Source organism: Paenibacillus sp. ALE2, from assembly GCF_054113385.1.
In genome coordinates this window covers 5,548,551-5,566,287 of the sequence record NZ_CM134213.1, presented here as the reverse complement: position 1 = coordinate 5,566,287, position 17,737 = coordinate 5,548,551, and the positions used below count along the sequence as shown (strand labels likewise).

Annotated in this window: 15 protein-coding genes; 8 read left to right on the top strand and 7 right to left on the bottom strand. The window is 45.1% G+C overall.

Translation table 11 applies throughout. The annotated features are described in order from the left end of the window. The first annotated feature begins 12 nt into the window (after positions 1-12). From ACXHJ1_RS24085 to ACXHJ1_RS24075, 3 genes are read left to right on the top strand one after another with little or no spacing between them, the layout of a single operon-like run. A complete protein-coding gene (locus ACXHJ1_RS24085) occupies positions 13-690 on the top strand; it encodes a winged helix-turn-helix domain-containing protein (protein ID WP_016820474.1) in 678 nt (225 codons plus the stop codon). Next, positions 665-3,919, top strand: a complete 3,255-nt coding sequence (locus ACXHJ1_RS24080; RefSeq protein WP_457905339.1) for a lantibiotic dehydratase — start codon at positions 665-667, stop codon at positions 3,917-3,919. Before ACXHJ1_RS24085 ends, ACXHJ1_RS24080 begins: the two co-directional genes overlap by 26 nt. Beyond that, a complete protein-coding gene (locus ACXHJ1_RS24075) occupies positions 3,906-5,807 on the top strand; it encodes an ABC transporter ATP-binding protein (protein WP_457905338.1) in 1,902 nt (633 codons plus the stop codon). Before ACXHJ1_RS24080 ends, ACXHJ1_RS24075 begins: the two co-directional genes overlap by 14 nt. 38 nt (positions 5,808-5,845) lie before the next feature. On the opposite strand, the gene ACXHJ1_RS24070 is transcribed toward ACXHJ1_RS24075, so the two are convergent. From ACXHJ1_RS24070 to ACXHJ1_RS24060, 3 genes are all read right to left on the bottom strand, one after another. Next, positions 5,846-6,175, bottom strand: a complete 330-nt coding sequence (locus tag ACXHJ1_RS24070) for an AzlD domain-containing protein (RefSeq protein ID WP_016820471.1) — start codon at positions 6,173-6,175, stop codon at positions 5,846-5,848. Next, positions 6,172-6,897, bottom strand: a complete 726-nt coding sequence (locus ACXHJ1_RS24065) for an AzlC family ABC transporter permease (RefSeq protein ID WP_457905337.1) — start codon at positions 6,895-6,897, stop codon at positions 6,172-6,174. The genes ACXHJ1_RS24070 and ACXHJ1_RS24065 overlap by 4 nt, the downstream gene beginning before the upstream one ends. Before the next feature lie 176 nt (positions 6,898-7,073). Next, positions 7,074-8,312 carry an MFS transporter gene (locus tag ACXHJ1_RS24060; RefSeq protein ID WP_457905336.1) on the bottom strand — a complete coding sequence of 413 codons (1,239 nt, stop codon included), beginning with the start codon at positions 8,310-8,312 and terminating at the stop codon, positions 7,074-7,076. Positions 8,313-8,545: 233 nt separating this feature from the next. Here ACXHJ1_RS24060 and ACXHJ1_RS24055 point away from each other — a divergent pair, with 233 nt between their 5' ends. After that, positions 8,546-9,094 (top strand): helix-turn-helix domain-containing protein, encoded by a 549-nt coding sequence (locus ACXHJ1_RS24055; RefSeq protein WP_016820468.1) that lies wholly within the window; start codon positions 8,546-8,548, stop codon positions 9,092-9,094. Positions 9,095-9,193: 99 nt separating this feature from the next. Continuing rightward, a complete protein-coding gene (locus tag ACXHJ1_RS24050; RefSeq protein WP_014599583.1) occupies positions 9,194-9,709 on the top strand; it encodes an acyl-CoA thioesterase in 516 nt (171 codons plus the stop codon). A gap of 107 nt (positions 9,710-9,816) precedes the next feature. Here ACXHJ1_RS24050 and ACXHJ1_RS24045 read toward each other — a convergent pair whose 3' ends face one another. Further along, entirely contained in the window at positions 9,817-11,283 is a 1,467-nt protein-coding gene (locus ACXHJ1_RS24045) for an RICIN domain-containing protein (RefSeq protein ID WP_457905335.1), read from the bottom strand. A 226-nt stretch (positions 11,284-11,509) separates the two neighbouring features. Here ACXHJ1_RS24045 and ACXHJ1_RS24040 point away from each other — a divergent pair, with 226 nt between their 5' ends. Continuing rightward, positions 11,510-12,211, top strand: a complete 702-nt coding sequence (locus ACXHJ1_RS24040) for a 4'-phosphopantetheinyl transferase family protein (protein WP_457905334.1) — start codon at positions 11,510-11,512, stop codon at positions 12,209-12,211. Between the two features lie 47 nt (positions 12,212-12,258). Continuing rightward, a complete protein-coding gene (locus ACXHJ1_RS24035) occupies positions 12,259-13,848 on the top strand; it encodes an amidohydrolase (RefSeq protein WP_457905333.1) in 1,590 nt (529 codons plus the stop codon). A gap of 70 nt (positions 13,849-13,918) precedes the next feature. Here the strand turns inward: ACXHJ1_RS24035 and ACXHJ1_RS24030 are convergent, their stop codons facing one another. The 3 genes from ACXHJ1_RS24030 to ACXHJ1_RS24020 form a co-directional block, all read right to left on the bottom strand. After that, positions 13,919-15,544, bottom strand: coding sequence for an S-layer homology domain-containing protein (locus tag ACXHJ1_RS24030; protein ID WP_457905332.1), 1,626 nt, complete (start codon positions 15,542-15,544; stop codon positions 13,919-13,921). A 155-nt stretch (positions 15,545-15,699) separates the two neighbouring features. Beyond that, positions 15,700-16,551: a DegV family protein gene (locus tag ACXHJ1_RS24025; protein ID WP_019686795.1), complete on the bottom strand. Its 852-nt coding sequence runs from the start codon at positions 16,549-16,551 to the stop codon at positions 15,700-15,702. A 32-nt stretch (positions 16,552-16,583) separates the two neighbouring features. Next, positions 16,584-17,057: a hypothetical protein gene (locus tag ACXHJ1_RS24020; protein ID WP_017426689.1), complete on the bottom strand. Its 474-nt coding sequence runs from the start codon at positions 17,055-17,057 to the stop codon at positions 16,584-16,586. 220 nt (positions 17,058-17,277) lie between these two features. Here ACXHJ1_RS24020 and ACXHJ1_RS24015 point away from each other — a divergent pair, with 220 nt between their 5' ends. After that, positions 17,278-17,661: a DUF423 domain-containing protein gene (locus tag ACXHJ1_RS24015; RefSeq protein WP_016820461.1), complete on the top strand. Its 384-nt coding sequence runs from the start codon at positions 17,278-17,280 to the stop codon at positions 17,659-17,661. Positions 17,662-17,737 lie beyond the last annotated feature (76 nt).

Genomic DNA, 17,737 nt, shown 5'->3' with positions numbered 1-17,737 from the left:
GGGGAGGATTAGATGAAACAAAAATTTATGGTTATATCATCCTTTAAGAAGATTAAGCATTTTTTTGAGACTTTAAGCACTCCAGAAAACATTCAAATTATGTTTTATGATTCGCTTTACCAGGCTCTACCGGATATTGATGAGCAGTGCATCGGTGTAGCTTTGAATCAGGATCACGTAACGCTAGAGGATTTATCTCACTGGCACACCATTAAAGAAAAATTTACAGTCCCATTTATCTTCCTATCCTATCATTGTGATGACAAACGGCAATTGGATCTCCTCAAACAACTGCTTTCCATGGCTTCATCTGAATATGGGCTGGAAAGAGATCAGGAGGCAATTAGTTTATCACCCAATGTCATTTTTGATCCTGCTGGTAAGGTTATTTGGAAGCAAGGACATGAGCATATGCTGACGATGATGGAATTTCGATTATTGATGTATCTCCTTACAGCGAAAGAGTGTGCATCCACGATTGATCACATTATAGACAGAGTATGGGGAGTTGATGCTTTTACTACATCTAATACGGTGTATGTGCATATCCGAAAATTGAGAGAGAAAATAGAAGATGATCCAAGTCATCCGAAAATACTGGTAACATGCCATGGAATCGGTTACAGGTTGAATATATTTCCTAAAAACTTGGAGGTGGCCAGTTGTGAAGAGACAACTGCATTACACTGATGCTCATAACCTACATAGAGAACCGAGAGATAAGAATGAACGATGGTTCAGCGCATGTGATTATTTTCTAATCAGAGCCCCATTACTACCGTTAGAGCAATATTTTGAGGTGTTTTCGGATCAAGATGTAGATAGCCATCTTTCTTTGGAGGAAATCACTCGTCGACTAAAGCTTGTGTCCCGTGAAGCTGTTATTCGAGAAGCTATTTCATTGGCCTCTCCGTCCCTTATGCAGTTTCTACACTACTTGAACGATGACGATGCTTTGGAAGATAAAGGAGAGTTACAAAAGTATGAGAAGACGCTAAATAGTTTTTATCGTTATTTTATTCGGATGACTACCCGAACGACTCCATTTGGATTATTTTCAGGGGTGGGGCAAGGGATTTGTAAGGATACTACCCATTTGGACATAGGTACCTATCATCAACATTTGAAGAGAGCCAGACCTGACATGGAATGGATATATAAGATTGTCCGAAAAATGGAGTCTGACCCAGTCATATTTGATCAATTAAAGGTTTTCTTAAACCGAACGGTTATGATCAAGGGCGATCGCGCCAAATTACCATTTCGGCCTAAGCATGGAGCGGCAGAAACCGATGATTCGGCCGAAATGTTTAGTTCCATTCGGCTTACGGACGTCGTTCGCCTGACGTTTGAAGCTGCTGAGCATCCGATTCAGGTGATGGAGCTTAAAGAATTACTATTGAAGGCATTTCCTGACGCTACTACGGAAATCATCGCTCATTTTTTGCAGCAGCTTGTAGAGCAAGAGTTTATTTTGAGCGAGCTTAGACCTCCACTGATGGATCACTCACCTTTTCATTACATATTTGAAAAAATTAAAAAAATGGACATGTCTGATTATTGGACTGACATTTTACACGAAATTGATATTTTATTACGACAATACAATCAGTGCATGATTGGAGAAGGAGAGAAGGCCTACCGAGAACTATGTGGAAAAATGCTAGATATCATTGCTGTAAAAACGCCTGTACAGGTCGATGTCAAATTAGCTCAAGAAGTAACGCTGCCGAGACATGTGCTCGATGATGTTGCATTAGGAGCTGAAGTGATGTGCAGGTTGTTTTCATCCCCAAAAACGGATGAACTGGACGAATATTTAAATCGTTTTTTGGAAAAGTACGGAGTGTACCAGGAGGTCCCTATCAATGAACTGTTTGATGAGGATTGGGGACTTGGTATACCAAAGACGTATCGTACCAATGAGAAAAAATCAATGGGCATGGAAGCATTTAAACGCAACGCAGTTCTCTTTCAATGGCTTTCGAATGCCATTGCCAACCATGACATAGAAATCGTTCTTTCAGATGAGCAGTTGGAGCAGCTGACGATATCCGATAATGATGACACTTCCCCGGAATCTTTGGAGGTATACTACAGTATATTTGCCGAATCACCTGAAAAAGTTGATTTAGGAGACTATAAGCTTTTACTTGGGCCCAGCGCCGGTTCTAATCGGGCAGGTAAAACTTTTGGACGTTTTCTGGATATGTTTAGTGAAGAGTATGTTCAGAAATTCTCTGATATTTATGATCATCACCGATGCTTTCATCCCGACGCCTTGTTGGCAGAGATGGTTTTTATGCCTGACCAGGGAAAAATATCGAATATATCACTGAGCAAAAATTTTATGGAATATGAAATCGTGTCCGGAACGACCTCTTCTAAAGATGAGGAGCAGACACTACACATGGATGATTTATTGATAGGTGCAACTCACGACCGTTTCTATGTCAAGTCCAGGCGTTTGGGTAAAGAAATCATCCCCCTGCAAACCCATATGCTTAATTACAAGCTTTCACCGCATATATTCAGATTCTTGACCGATATCACCAACAAAGAGCTTGGCACATGGTCATACTTTGACTGGGGGCCACTAGAGCAGTCTCCTTTTTTGCCAAGACTTGTATATGGAAAAATTGTTATTAGTGCTGCGCAGTGGAGGCTTGGCAAGGCTGCATTGAATATTTCAGATTTAACTGAGCCTCAAGCAAGGGAGGAGCTTTTTCATACTTGGAGAGAACAGTGGAATGTGCCACGCTATGTTTATTTAACGATGGGAGATAACCGACTGTTATTGGACCTGTGCAATCTCTTCCATATCAAAGAATTGCTTCGTGAGATGAGCAAGATGAGGGAAGGACAGGAACTGCTTCTTACCGAGTGTTTGGGCGATCCATTCCATACCCCGCTACATGGGACCGCTGGAAGATATATGGGGGAATTTGTGTTTCCGCTCAAGAAGAAAAAAATAAAGGGGAAGCCGAGTATTCCAAGTTTACCCCACAAGATGGATTCTCAAAAATTCATGGCTTATACCCCTTCGGGCATTCATAGAGGGTTCCTTCCAGGAGGTGAATGGCTGTACCTTAAATTGTATGGAGTCAAGGAAAGGGAAACGGATCTTATTTCCTTAAGCTTGGATCAACTCCGAAATAACCCGGAAATTGAGGATTGGAGTAAAAAATCTTATTTTTTGCGGTACGTTGATCCTGAGCATCATATTCGTCTGCGGTTTCAAGGAGAGCCAGGTCAACTATGGAGTGCTGGCTTGGCGCAATTAAATCAGTGGGCAGGTGAGCTGCGTGAAGAGGGACTTATCACCCATATGGTACTGGATACATACCTTCCTGAGTTGGAGAGGTATGGAGGGCAGACACTTATGGACCTGGCAGAACAGGTTTTTGACGTGGATAGCCGATGGGTTATCGCCTATATGGCAGGAATTCGTTCCAAAGCTTTCAATCTGGACATAGAGATTGCAGCTGTGATTAACATTATTCACTATTTAAGCAGTTTTGGTTTAACGATTCAGGAGCAAGTGGACTGGCTAGAAGGTAGAATTGACAGCAAGCCTTATATGAAGGCGTTCAGGGATGTTAAAAAAGCATTGATTACTGCTGTAGAATCGGAATATGAATGGATTAGACAAGCGGATACGGCTACACAGGTCGCTTTGTTGGCACTTGTAGAAAAAAGACAGGCCATGATTCAACAGTATGCTCAAGCGATAACCCTGGCTGAAAACAATCATGAGCTTACGAATCATGCTAATGATATTTTAGGCAGTATCATTCATATGCACCTGAATCGTCTGCTGGGTGTAAATCGGGAACGGGAAATGAAATGTATGGCTTTGGCAAAGCATACAGCGGCCAACCTGTTGCATCGGAAAGGAGTGCGCCATGTCACAGTCTAAAGGACAAACCAATGACCTGGTTTCCTTGTCCTACCAAAATATATTTCGTACCTTTTTATTTTGGCCTCGTATATTCAGGCTGCTTTGGGACACACACCCTACTTTTTTGATCGCTATACTTATTACAAATTTGTTGAAGGGTGCCGTTCCTGCTGTGATCCTTTTAGCAACGAGGGAATTAATTAATAGTGTTGTGGCAGGAGCGTCAGGAGGAAGCTTTCAGCCTGTTTTTATAGCTTTTGGTGTTCTAATAGGTGTCAATTTGCTGTACGATCTGATCAATATTGGGGAAAGCTTTTTTCGTAAAATGTTTCAAAGCCGGCTATCAAACCAGGTAAATATCAGAATTATTGAAAAAGCACAAAAGATGTCTCTGCAGTCGTTTGAGGATGCAGATGTGCAAAATATGCTTCAACGTGCTCAGGGAGAAGCAGATTACAGACCATTTGAAATATTTACTCAGATCCTCGCTATTATGAGCAGTGTGGTAACCTTATTTTCGACGGGTGCTATTCTTATTGCGTGGAGATGGTGGGCATTTTTATTCATTTTTCTCATTCCATGTTTGTCATTCTATTCCTTTTTACGCATTGGGCAAAGAGAATTTAATGTTCACTTTCAAAGAGCAGGAAGACAACGCGAATCCTGGTACTTGTCTTTTTTGGTGACGAGAGATAATAGTTTTAAAGAAGTGAAAATATTTCAATTAGGAGATTACCTGCGAAAAAGATATAAAATGATACTCGAAGGGTTTTATCGTGAGGATAAAGTGCTAGCGGTTCGTAGATCCTATACTTCTCTTGCATTTCAGATTGTGAATCAGGGTGCATGCGCATTTATTATTTTCATGGCCATACAAGCCACTTATGTTGGTCAAATTTTAGTGGGGAACCTGGTGAGCTTAATTCAAGGTATCACGTTAACCCAGTCAACGTCGCAGAGCATTGTACAAGGTATTTTAAGTCTGTGTCAAAATAATTTGTATATTAAGCAGCTTTTTGACTTTCTGGATATGCCGGAGGAAACGAAAATGCAAAAGTCAGTTCAACACTTGCCTTTGTCCGCTATACACAGTATTGAATTTCGGAATGTATCGTTTAGATATCCTAACACGGAGGAGAATGCCATTTCTAATGTTAGCTTTACTCTTCATCAAGGAGAGAAGCTAGCCATTGTAGGGAGAAATGGATCGGGTAAATCAACAATTGTAAAGTTACTCACTCATCTGTATTCTGATTTTGAAGGAGAAATCTTAATTAATGGACACTCAATACACGAATTGGATAAAGACAGCTTTAGGGGAAAGATAGGCGTCGTTTTTCAGGACTTTGTACATTATGAGATGTCTGTTAGGGATAATATAGGCTTTGGTCATGTGGCTTCCAGAGAAAATGATGAGGCCATTTGGGCAGCTGTTGATAAGGCAGGCATTGTAGATTTGATAGCTGGTCTGCCAGAAAAACTGAACACTCTGCTTGGAAAATGGTTTGAAGATGGACAACAGCTATCTGGAGGGCAGTGGCAGCGCATAGCAATAGCTAGGGCTTTTATGAGAAATGCCGATATCTATGTGTTGGATGAGCCGAGTTCTTTTTTAGACCCACACGCAGAGAAGGAAGTTTTTCAAAAATTTGATCAGCTTGTTCACGAGAGAATAGGAGTATTTATTTCACACAGATTGTCCTCCGCACGTATGGCGGATACCATTATTTTAATGAAGGAGGGCAGAATTGTGGAAGCGGGCAGTCATAAACACTTAATGGATATGGACGGAGTATACGCTGAAATGTTCAGGCTACAAGCATCTTCGTATCTTTCACAAGGAGAAAGTGAACTTGAGCAAGAGATGCTGTCACCTCCGTTGGTAAAGGCGACAGGCGGATCGTAAGAAAGGACAAATCCCCTCCTATTTTAGGAGGGGATTTTCTATCCCAACCACAAAACTCGAACTACAGCCATACTCACAATACCCACAACCACAGTAGCCAGCAAATTTTTGCTCCACAAAGCGGTCACCAGCGTAGGAAGGACCGCTATAAGCACTTGCCCATTAAGAGTGACCGAGGTTTCAGTTCGTACGAGCAGGTTTTCCATGACCAGTGCCGTGAAGATGCAAATGGGGATGTAGGACAGCCACTGTAACACAGGTTTGGGCAACGTCAGTTTTTGCAGCACGACGAAGGGGATGATTCTCGGAATTGCCGTGACAATCATGCCGCCGATAATGATATACAGGACATTGGGACTAATATTCATTTGTCAGTTAACACTCCAATCGTTGCGGTGATCATGGTCGCTACAATGACTGCGATATGTGATGGCACCCACCAGGATAAAAGGTACATTAGAACGGCCATACATAGCACAAGTAGCAGGCGATGCTTGAGTTTGGAGGTCTGGACACTTTGGAGCTGGGAAATGAGTAGGGCCAGAAACATTGCAGGTAAGGCAAAGTCTAGACCAAATGCTTCCGGCTGGGAAATCCAGTTCCCTAGCACTCCACCAGCCACACAGGAAGCAATCCAAGCGAGATAAGCTGTAATATTAAGTCCGTTCATCCAGCGGTCACTGACCTGCCCGCCTTTAGCCAATTTATCCGACGCTACCCCAAAGGATTCATCCGTCAAAAGGATACCGATGCCTATGTTTTTCCACAGTGAGTATTTAGAAAAGTAAGGAGCCAATGACGCACTTAAAAGCAGATGGCGAGCATTCACAATAAATGTCGTTAAAATAATGACAGACGGAGGACTGGCTGCCGCCAGCATCGAGCACATAATAAACTGGGAGGCGCCTGCGTATACAAGCGCTGACATCAGACCAATTTCCATGGTGCTAACCCCTGATGAAGCGCCCACAATGCCAGTTGCGAATCCAATACATACATAACCAAGCAGTGTAGGAATACAATCTTTAACCCCTTGTAAAACGCTCAGTGAATCGGGCTTCGTTCCGCTCAATTCCGAAGCTATGGACATGTTAACCTTACCCCCAGTGTATAAATTTTATAATAGTATATAACGGAAATTGCGAAGTATCAATATATTATACAATTGTATGTTATATTGAATAATCCCTATAGCGAACAAGTAGTTCGTAAAAAAAGGGCGCCCCAGTCAGTTCATGACTTATGGGACAACCCTAAGGTGGTGGCTTATATAAGCTCTTGCCGTTTTTTCAGATATCCGTAGAGAATCATTCCCGAGACCGCGCAGATGGCTGCACATAGACCAATAACTCCATATCCCGCCTGAAGCCCGCGCAGTATGCCAAGCTCAGTGGTTGCGCCGTAGACTATCTTGACCCCTTCGATTACCCAGCCGATCACATAGTTGCCAATGACACTACCTATGCCCATCAGTGTGACGACGAACGTAATAGCTGTATCACTGTCTTTCGGATATCTCCGTGCTATGAACGCCATCACGGTCGGATAGATCATTGCAATGCCGGCACCCGATGCGGCAAAGAGAAACGCCAGTCTCTCCCCACCCGCGATTGCTGCAAACGTACATATCGCTGAGAAGGCGGAGAATAGAATCGTCGAAAGTACAAACCCCATCCGGTCTGTGAGCGGACCAAGCAATAGGCGCCCCAACGAGAAGGTAAGAAAAAACGCTGAGAGCATGCTGGACGCCTTCACCGTGCTCCATGAATACGCTTTCTCTAAAAAGTTGACTAGCCAGCCCCCAACTGCGAGCTCAGAGACTACTCCAAACGACAGGATCATTACCATCATCCAGAGTGCCGGATCGCGGGTTAGGGTCTTGAGTGAGGTCCGTTCCTCATGCTGCAGATCGTCTCCCGGGAAGGTGCTGAGCAGCGCGGCCACAATCGGCAGCAGGCAGAGCGACAACATAGCCAGATACATTCCCCGCCAGTCCAGCGTATGCCCAAATACCGTCAGTGACATGACTCCCGTCGCCAGCAAAGGGGCGACTGTTGAGCTAAGCCCATAGAAAAAGTGAGACAAATTCATCATCGTGCCGGTATTTTTCACAAAAATCCTCGCCCCCAAAATTGCGAGTGCAATCTCCAGCATGCCGTTCCCGATATACATCAAGAAGTAGGAGGAAGCGAAGAACGGATACGTGTGCGACAGGTAGATGAACACTCCCGAGATGATCATGGAAGCAAAAGAAATGATGCTGACCGCCTTGATTCCCCACTTACGGACAAGGACAGCGGTGAACGAGCAGGCAATCAAATAACCAAGTGCGTTTAGAGACAACAATGTTCCGAGCTGCTGTTCATCCAGATTGAAGTCGAATTGAATGCGTGGAATGGCAGGACCTTTTATATTCTCCGAGATACCAAATACAATAAAGCCAATAAAAATTGTCGCCAGCTGCATCATGTACATGTTGCGGGACTTGCGGGTTTGCGGATTCAAATTTAGTCCCTCCTAGATAGTCAACGTTGATTTTCTCGCCTGTTGGGTGTTCAGGGATGGAAAAGTCACAGGATAGCGGCCTCCTTCAGGATATTACAATAGTTTTGAAAAACGTTTTAGTAAGTGAAGTTTAAGGACATTTATAGTTAATGTCAACAGTAAATTATAGCTACAGCGGACACTTTTGTGTATTCTTCATATATAGACTTTGGGATACGAGGAGGTATAATTCGGTGGATTCAATGCAATATATTATTGGTTCTAATTTGGCTCAAATTAGGAAAACTAGAGGACTTAGTTTGGATAAGGTGGCTGAACTGACAGGGGTTAGCAAAGGGATGCTGGCTCAAATTGAGAAGGGGAAATCTAATCCTACGGTAACCACACTTTGGAAGATTGCGAACGGCTTGCACGTATCCTTTTCGACCTTTCTTAAAGAAGACCCGCCGCAAATCACGAAGATTCGTAGAGCAGATCTGCATCCAGTTATTGATGAGGACGGTAACTATTTTGTTTACCCTGTCTTCCCGTATCACTCGGAAAAGAAGTTCGAGGTATTCACGGTAAGTCTGAAGCCAGGCTTTACACACAAGGCAGAAGAGCATCTGGGAGAGGAAACGATCCTCATGATCCGTGGGGAAATGTACTTTGAAATGCAGGGGCAACAGCTCCGATTGAGTGCAGGGGACGCCGTACAATTTCAAGGATCTGATATCCATACCTATCGTAATGATTCGGATGAGGATGCCGATTTTTATGTATTGATTTATTATGCGGATTAGTGGGATGATTAACATAGTCTACAACAGACTTCCACACAGGATTCTGCAAAATCCTGAGATATAAAAAGAGAGCAACGAGGAAAAGAGAGGAAAGAACCCATGGAAAGCAAGTACATCCGAGAAACCTACTGCTTTAAGACGTCCCGAGTATTTCCCAACGATATCAACAATCATAACACGCTCTTTGGAGGCCGATTGATGTCATATATCGACGATATCGCATCTATTGCTGCCGCCAAGCTGTGCCGTACGAACACAGTAACAGCCTCGACGGATTCGGTAGATTTTTTGCTGCCTATCCACCCGAGCGATTCTGTCACGCTGGAAGCGTTCGTAACTTGGACAGGCCGCAGCTCGATGGAGGTGTTCGTAAAAGTGATTCGCGAGGGATTGATGACTGGTGATCGCAAAATTGCAGCTACCGCCTTCCTGACCTTTGTGGCATTGGACGAGAACAATCGTAAAGTGACCGTCCCACAGGTGATTCCGGAAACAGAGGAGCAAATACAATTACACCAGACGGCTCCATCGCGCGCAGCCATACGGCGTCAGCGGAGGGAAGAAAGCAAGCAGCTGGCTAGTTTTCTGACGACAGATTTTCCGTGGGAAGTGTAGTGTACTAGACATCACCCATTTTACCGTTTTAGCATAAAAAGGAGCCGTTTTCCGTTAGAGATCACTACGATCTGTCGGATGACGGCTCCTTTTGATAAGGATCTGAGCTATTCCACTTTGACTATACGGAAATGCTGGTTCGTCCCGCCATTATCGCCCCATTGAATGGCTTTGGCTCCATCGGCAGTGGCACCTTCGGAAATGTCGATTAGCTTGCCCGTTGCCCGATTTTTCAGCTTGTAATAGCCTCCGGTTACGGATACGAGCTGCCAATGCTGGCTGGACCAGCCTCCATCATTCCACTGTTCAATAACTGCGCCGTCCGATGTAGCACCGCTTTCAACACCAATCAGCTTCCCGCTGTTCCGATTCACAATTTTATAATATCCGCCGCCTGCATCCTTAAGCTGCCATTGCTGGCTTGGCGCTCCGGAATTCGCACGCTGCTCTAAATCTGCTCCGTCTGTCGTCGCATTGCCAATGATGCCTAGCGACTTGTTGCTCTTGCGGCTTACCAGCTGATAATAAGCATCCGGGTCGATGACCATCGGCGTAGTTACGCCCTCAACTACACCACTGGCGGTATCAATGCTGATGCTGTCGAACCAATCCATAGCTAATGAGGTCGCGGTTGGAAAACGCAGCGGCAGCCATACATATTGAGAATCCTGCACAGGACCACTCCACGCCCCAGCCCAACGGTCGCCCAAATACAGATACGAGGTCGTCTGCGTACCTTCAACAGGAATGACGTAGGCCGACTGTGAACCATAGGTTGTACTATCCCCGAAATTCATCGTATTGCTCCAAGTTCCCTCAATGCTGGATGCGGTAGCATACTTGGCCTGATTGGGATTCCAGCCGGTTGCCCCGGATGTAATCAGGAAGTAGACGTCTCCTTTTTTGAACATCGCTGGAGCTTCACGATATTGTCCTGGCCAAAGTGTAGTCACCAGCGATTCAACTTGAAGGAAATCCGGTGTCAGACGATAAATGTTCAGATCCGCGTTTACACGGGTAGCCGAAATCAGGTATGCAGTACCGTTATCGTTGTATACGGTCATATCGCGCGAATCATAATCCAGCGGACGGAAGCTGCCCCGATACGTATAATCTCCGTCTACAGTATCGGATGAGGCAACTGCCACTCGTGCTTCGTTGTAATTAATCCCGTTTTCCTTGTGCATCCATAATACGTATTTGCGTGTTTTTTCGTTATAAATCACTTTCGGACGTTCAATATTCGATACATTCAGCTCTGCGGCCGAACTGCTGGTCAGCACGTTTTTACGAAACTCCCAATTTTTTAAATCAGAGGAACGATAGGCGGAGACCGCCTTGAATGTTCCATTCGGATTACGATTTTCACCAAACCAATAATAATAACCGTCCACTTTAATCATCCCGCCCCCATGGGCATGGACCACGTTTCCATCTGTATCTTTAAACTGAATGCCATTTACTACATTCGCTGAAGCAGCTGAAGCGATCTTAGGTGAAAACATCTGAAAAATGCTTAACGAAAGCAAAATAGTGAGCATAATACACAGCAAGCGGGCAAAATCATATTTCATTGTTTCGTCCTCCTCTGTATGGTTATTTTAAAGCGCTTTCATTAATAGGGTCTATGAAGTAGTTTTGATAGAGCTGCTTATCCCAATTGTATCCATATTGAATTGAAAGTGCTAGAGTAGTATATTGACCATGTATATGGCAAGTGTCATCCTAATTTAACAGACTTTAATCGACTGGTGAGTGTTACAAACTGGCTAATATCCATTAGGTATACAGGAGGCGACCATGGAAATATACGCGATTGATACAAGTAAGCCGGAGGCTGAGCGACATTATGAATTACTGGTAAATCAGGTTTCACTGGAAAAACAGCACAAGTTGGATCGTTTTTTACATCGAGAAGACGCTTTGAGGGGGTTATACGCCGATGTGCTGTTAAGGTGGTTGGTTTGTCGGCAATTAAAAATACCAAATGCCAGCCTTCAGTTTACATACAATGCTTTTGGCAAGCCTTCCTTGTTGAATGCGCCAGCATTCCATTTTAATGTTTCCCATTCGGGAAAATGGGTAGTATGCGCCATTGATGATCACCCGCTTGGTATTGACATTGAACAGCTCCGTCCTATTGATTTTGAGGTAGGCAGGGTATGCTTTTCAGACACAGAGTACGATGCATTAATGCAGCAGGATGCAGAGAGTCGTTTATCCTATTTTTACGATCTTTGGACGCTCAAGGAAAGTTTTGTGAAGGCCGAAGGGCAGGGGCTGACGCTGCCGTTAAAGTCTTTTTCATTCGAGTTGGAAGCACGACCGTCTATAGGTTTTACGACAGAGGGTTTTACTACAGAGTATTGTCACTTTAAGCAATATAATGAGCTAGACCCAGATTATAAAATGGCTGTCTGTGCAGCTCATGATCACTTTGCGCAGGAGGTACAGCAGGTAGATATAAATACACTACGTTTGGAAGTGGCAACCTTGGCGTAATATGCAGCAGATCAAGCATATAGTTGGAGAAAAGGAGATGAGTGGCGTTGACATTCGTTTTGTTCAAGCACGGCAGGTTATATGGGGACTGGGCTTCCAAAGGAGACTCCATCGTTGTACAGCATGGCCGCATACAGGCCATTGGATATGCCCGGGAGCTTGAATTGCAGTTGTCAGGTAAGGAGTACGAGACGGTGGATTGGGAGGGTGCCAATGTACTGCCGGGCTTAACTGATGCCCATATGCATTTGTCTATGCATGGTATGAAGCTGGCTATGCTGGATTTCACATCAGCTACTTCCAAGGACGAGATGCTGGCTATGCTGCGCAAGCGGGTCGCTGCAACACCGCCGGGAGAGTGGATTTTAGGACTTAATTGGAACGAAAACACGTTTATTCCTGTTGAAATTCCAAATATAGCTGAGCTGGATGCCATTACAGATCAGCACCCGGTATATCTGACTCGTACGTGCTTTCATACGTTTTTGGCCAATTCAGAGGCATTTCGGCGTGCAGGTATTCACGAGAACACCCCTGATCCGGCTTCAGGAGCCTATGGACGAGACGCAGAGGGATGGTTAAATGGATTGATTTATGAGGAAGCATCCTTTGCCTTTACAAGCGTGCAGCCAGAGCCGGATTATTCGGCGAAGAAGGATACGATCCGGCGAGCTTGTCTGGATGCGCTACGGCTGGGTCTGACTGCTGCACACACGGAGGATTTACGTTTTTTGGGCAGCGTAGAGACGATGCAGCGAATTTACAAGGAGCTGCGAGAAGAAGGTCTTGCTTTTCGCACACACCAGCTCATCTATCATCCATTTATGGAAGAAGTGAAAGTACAGAAGCTCCGTGCAGGTACCGGAAATGAGTGGTTCAAAAGCGGTGCGATTAAAATGTTTGCTGATGGCGCTATTGGTGGAAGAACGGCTTTATTATCCGAACCATATAGTGATGCTCCACATACGTGTGGAATGGCGATTCAACCACAGCCAGAGCTGAATCAGATGGTGGCAGCAGCCAGAGCCGCAGGCTTTCCAGTGGCTGTACATGCCATCGGAGATGGGGCGGCGCACATGATTTTGACAGCGATGGAGGCCCATGGACTAACGGAGGAAAGTGGGTTGCCGGATCGTCTGATTCATGGGCAGGTGCTACGGACTGATTTGGTCAAAAGAATGGTGAAGCTGCCGCTGATTGCAGACATCCAGCCTCGTTTTGTCGCAAGCGATTTTCCCTGGGTGCTGGATCGGGTTGGGAAAGAACGGACCGAGTATTTATATGCCTGGAAAAAGCTGCTGCAAGCAGGCATTCCGTGTGCTGGAGGCAGTGATGCACCGATCGAGCCCCTAAACCCATTTCTAGGTATACATGCGGCAGTGACTCGCGCCAAGCCGGAAGAAATGCATGAGGGCTATCTTCCCGCTGAGAAGCTGGATGTTCACGAAGCCATTCATCTGTTTACTATGGGAAGCGCAGTAGCGGCTGGGGAAGCTGATGAAAGAGGGACAATCGCTGAAGGCAAAGCCGCTGACTTTACCGTTATTGACCGCGATGTATCGGAAAGTCACCAAGCTTTGCTTGATGTTAAGGTACGAATGACCGTTGTGAACGGGCAAGTTGCATACCGGTCGTAGGCTGGTAATACGTATGTATGGCAAAAGCCTTCACCTTCACTTTTTACGTGAGGTTGAAGGCTTTTGACTTTTACAAGCCACGCTGTATGAAGCGGTCCGCATTTTTCACACTGACCCACAGATCAGAGCTTGCGCCGCCTGGATACCAGTAGGCGAAGCCAGCAAATCCTTGATCTTGACCCAAGCGGTACTTACGAGTGATGGATCGCCCTTCTTCCAGCCATAGCTTATGAAGCTGAGTATCTTTGTAAGACACGGTATACTGCTGAATATCCTCGTTCCAGATCGGTTTGGAGGAGATACGGGACACCAGCAGATTTTGCAGATCTAGTGAAATATCAGAGGAAGCGATGGATTGCCCGTTAGCGTTAAGTGTCCAATTCCGTGTAAATAACGGCAGCGCCAAAATTGCTTTTTCCGGATCGGTGGTTTGTACAAAGCGTCGCACGCTTTCACGCAGCCATGGCAGGGAGGACACGGAGCCGGGGATCGAGCTTCCCCCCCAATGCTCGTCATATCCCATCAGGATTAGATAGTCTGCAGCAGCGCCAAGCTTTTGATAATCAAAAGCGGCAGTCCAGTCCGTTCCGTAATCAGGAGATACACAGAGCGCCAGTACCGCATTTTGACTTTTCAACTTCGCTTTTAATTGTTGGACGAACAATGTAAGATAGGCACGGTCCTGACCATCTACATTTTCAAAATCAATGACAAGCCCGTCTAAACCATGTACAGATACAGCATTGGCAAGCTGAGTTATGGTTTTAGCTCGTAGAACCTCACTGGACAGAATTTGGTGTGTCAACGCCAGATTGGAACGGTTGCCCACCATAGCCCAGATTTTTTTTTGATGCTGTTTGGACCAGGAAAGCAGCGAAGAGTTGGTGTAATCGCTGATACTGCCCGTTTCGTTCAGAAAAAACCAGCGTGGTGACAGGGTGTTGATGTTGGATTGAAGCACCGTATTTTCAAATTGCTGAACGGTTTGGTCATATTGCCAGCCTAATCGAATGGAAGAAGCGGTGGAAGCAGCTTGGCGAGCATGCTGTGTTGAATACGTCAGCAGACGCTCCAATAGTGCCGCTGTTTCTTCACGAGTGAGAGAAGATGCCGGGTGGAAATAGTTATTTCCACCTTTCATAAAGCCGTAACGATTCACGGTGGTTACCCCTTCAAGAGCCCAATCTGCAATTTCGTCACGATCGGTGAAAGAGGATGTGGTGCTACCTGATCCGCCCGAAGAGCGGATGAGACGTGCAATCATTAAGGCTGCTTCTTGCCGGGTTATAGGACTGTTGGGTTGGAATGTGCCGGACGTTCCTCCCTGTACGATATCGAGCTGCGAAGCCGCTTCGATCCAACCGTAGTACCACGCTTGCTTGGGAACATCCCTATAGGAGGAGACAGCTGCTTGTACAGGCTCCAGAGCGAGGACACGATCCAATGCGGTAACCCATTCAGCTCTGGTAACGGCCTTTTTAGGTGAGAAGTAACCAGGTTGTGTACCGTTCAAAATTCCTTTAGCGTGTAGGGAAATAATAGACTGATAGGCGTAGCTGTGTGAAATATCTCGAAAAGCTACGCCGGTTGCTGCTGCCGGGGCAGCTAAGTATGAAGTGAATGCTGTGAATATTGTAATGGCTGTAGTTGCCGATAGAGTAAACCTGGTTAGCCAACGCGATCGTTTGGAACTCATCCCAATAACCTTCTTTTTTATGATAGATTGTAAGTGTATATATTGTTACTCGACGAATAATACTATCAAAAAGAGGAAAGTTATTCATTGCTAAATTGCTGGAAAAATACCAAAAAACCCGCTACCGATGGGTAACAGGTTTGATATTGGATAAACTATGCTTTTTTGGCATACATAATACCGATCGTTTGTGGACCACAATGACTGGATATAACACAGCCTGCTGTTGTTAACAGTACCTCTTGTGCGTTCGTTTCCTCTTTCAGACGTGCTTGCAGCATCAGCGCATCTTCCTCAGCCAGAGCGTGCACGACAATGATCATATCGTTATCCATCAAATCCCGCTGGTTCAGGGCATTTTGCAGCATTTGTTCCAGTGCTTTTTCACGTTTGCCGCGGACCTTGTAGGCAGGCGTCATTTTTCCATCAATCACTTTGATTACCGGACGAATTTTGAGCAGACTGCCGATCAGGTTTTGCATGCCTGAGCATCTTCCGCCTTTATATAGATATTCGAGTGTATCAATCACAAATTCCGTGTCGATTAGCGGTCTGGTTGCCGTCAACATGTCTACAATCTGCTCTATCGTACTACCGTTTGCTGCCGCGCGAGCAGCTTTCATCACAAGCAGGCCAAAGCCGCACGAGAGATTTAGGGAATCAAAAACCGTAATGCGACCTTCTGGAAATTCGGAGGCAGCGAGCAGCGCATTCTGGTACGTCGATGATAGCTCGGAGGACAGACTGATATATAAAATGTCCTCTCCTTGTTCTATGTAGGGCGTAAAGGCTTGAATAAAATCTGCCGGAGAAGGTGCGGCGGTACGAGGTAAGCGTCCCTCGCGGCTGACACGCTGAAATAATTGTTCCGGGTGAATGTTCACCCCATCTTGCAATGCTTCATCACCAAATACGGTATACAATGGTACAATGCTAATCTCGTACTGTTGACGCCAGTGAGCAGGAACATCACTGGTACTGTCTGCAAAAATTTTAATTTTGTTCATACATTAAATCCTCTCTGTGAGATGCAGAAAAATCATAAAGATTGCACAGACGAAGGATAAATATCCGCCGTGCTATTCGGAATGGCGAGACCGATGGCAAGTAGTGCAATAAAGCCTACAATAATGAGTGCATTAATGATTAATCCAATAATAGCAAAGGTTTTCTTACGGTTTTTTAACGCAATGCCGATGATTCCGACCACAAGTCCGCTACAATTGAGCAGCAGGCTGCCTAAAAAAATAAAGGGAATCAGCATCGTTCCGGTTTGCTGCAAAGCGACTTCCGGGTTCATAGTTTGGTATTGGCTGAAATGAGCCATCAGATTAATGACCATAATAGCCAGAATAATATATCCGATCAGACTGACGAGCGACATAATAAAAGAAGCAATTCCGGGACCGGAATGCTTGAGCTTGACCGGAGGCTGGAACACAGGAGCTTCTGAAAAAACAGGATGCTCCTCAGACGCAGCAGGCTTTTGCAAATTAGGATCTTGGTTACTCATTTTTTCAACTCCTTGAACATAGTCCGAACAGGTACTAATTTTCCACAAAATAAACAAAAAAGCAAGCCACTTTACACATTACCCTCCAATAGACAGGGCTTAATCATCAAATTTTGTATGCGGTTTGTTTACACACACTGGCTGGTAAACTTCATGCTGTTCCGATAAAATAAGAAGAACATTCGGGTAAAAGGATCAGTGAAAAGGAGTATAAAAAAACATGCAACGAAGATGGATTATGGTAGGATCTATAATGATGATGTTGGCGGTAGCCATTGGAGCGTTTGGGGCGCATATTGTAAAAGCACGGATTGACGCGGATGCATTGGCCGTATATGAAACCGGTGTGAAATATCATATGATTCACGCTGTCGGATTGCTGATCATTGCGTTGGCTGCCGGACAGTGGGGCCCTTCGACCCGCTTAAGATGGGCTGCGCGGCTGTTGTTCACGGGTATCATTTTATTTTCCGGCAGCCTGTATGTGCTAAGTTTAACCGGAATCCGTGTGCTGGGTGCGATCACCCCATTAGGAGGCGTGTGTTTTATTGCAGGATGGATATTGTTGGCATGGGCTGCTGCCGGTCTAAAGAAAGAGAATTAGAAAGCTCATTGCCCCATTTTAAAAAAGAGAATCGATAGGAAAGACGCCATGTTTTTCCTATCGATTCTCTTTTTTC

Excerpts from the sequence above, each read along its gene's own strand:
- ACXHJ1_RS24050 (WP_014599583.1), top strand. The coding sequence starts at position 9,194 with ATGGAAAGCAAGTACATCCGAGAAACCTACTGCTTTAAGACGTCCCGA.
- ACXHJ1_RS24075 (WP_457905338.1), top strand. The coding sequence starts at position 3,906 with ATGTCACAGTCTAAAGGACAAACCAATGACCTGGTTTCCTTGTCCTAC.
- ACXHJ1_RS24025 (WP_019686795.1), bottom strand. The coding sequence starts at position 16,551 with ATGAACAAAATTAAAATTTTTGCAGACAGTACCAGTGATGTTCCTGCT.
- ACXHJ1_RS24020 (WP_017426689.1), bottom strand. The coding sequence starts at position 17,057 with ATGAGTAACCAAGATCCTAATTTGCAAAAGCCTGCTGCGTCTGAGGAG.
- ACXHJ1_RS24030 (WP_457905332.1), bottom strand. The coding sequence starts at position 15,544 with ATGAGTTCCAAACGATCGCGTTGGCTAACCAGGTTTACTCTATCGGCA.
- ACXHJ1_RS24015 (WP_016820461.1), top strand. The coding sequence starts at position 17,278 with ATGCAACGAAGATGGATTATGGTAGGATCTATAATGATGATGTTGGCG.
- ACXHJ1_RS24040 (WP_457905334.1), top strand. The coding sequence starts at position 11,510 with ATGGAAATATACGCGATTGATACAAGTAAGCCGGAGGCTGAGCGACAT.
- ACXHJ1_RS24085 (WP_016820474.1), top strand. The coding sequence starts at position 13 with ATGAAACAAAAATTTATGGTTATATCATCCTTTAAGAAGATTAAGCAT.
- ACXHJ1_RS24045 (WP_457905335.1), bottom strand. The coding sequence starts at position 11,283 with ATGAAATATGATTTTGCCCGCTTGCTGTGTATTATGCTCACTATTTTG.
- ACXHJ1_RS24070 (WP_016820471.1), bottom strand. The coding sequence starts at position 6,175 with ATGAATATTAGTCCCAATGTCCTGTATATCATTATCGGCGGCATGATT.
- ACXHJ1_RS24065 (WP_457905337.1), bottom strand. The coding sequence starts at position 6,897 with ATGTCCATAGCTTCGGAATTGAGCGGAACGAAGCCCGATTCACTGAGC.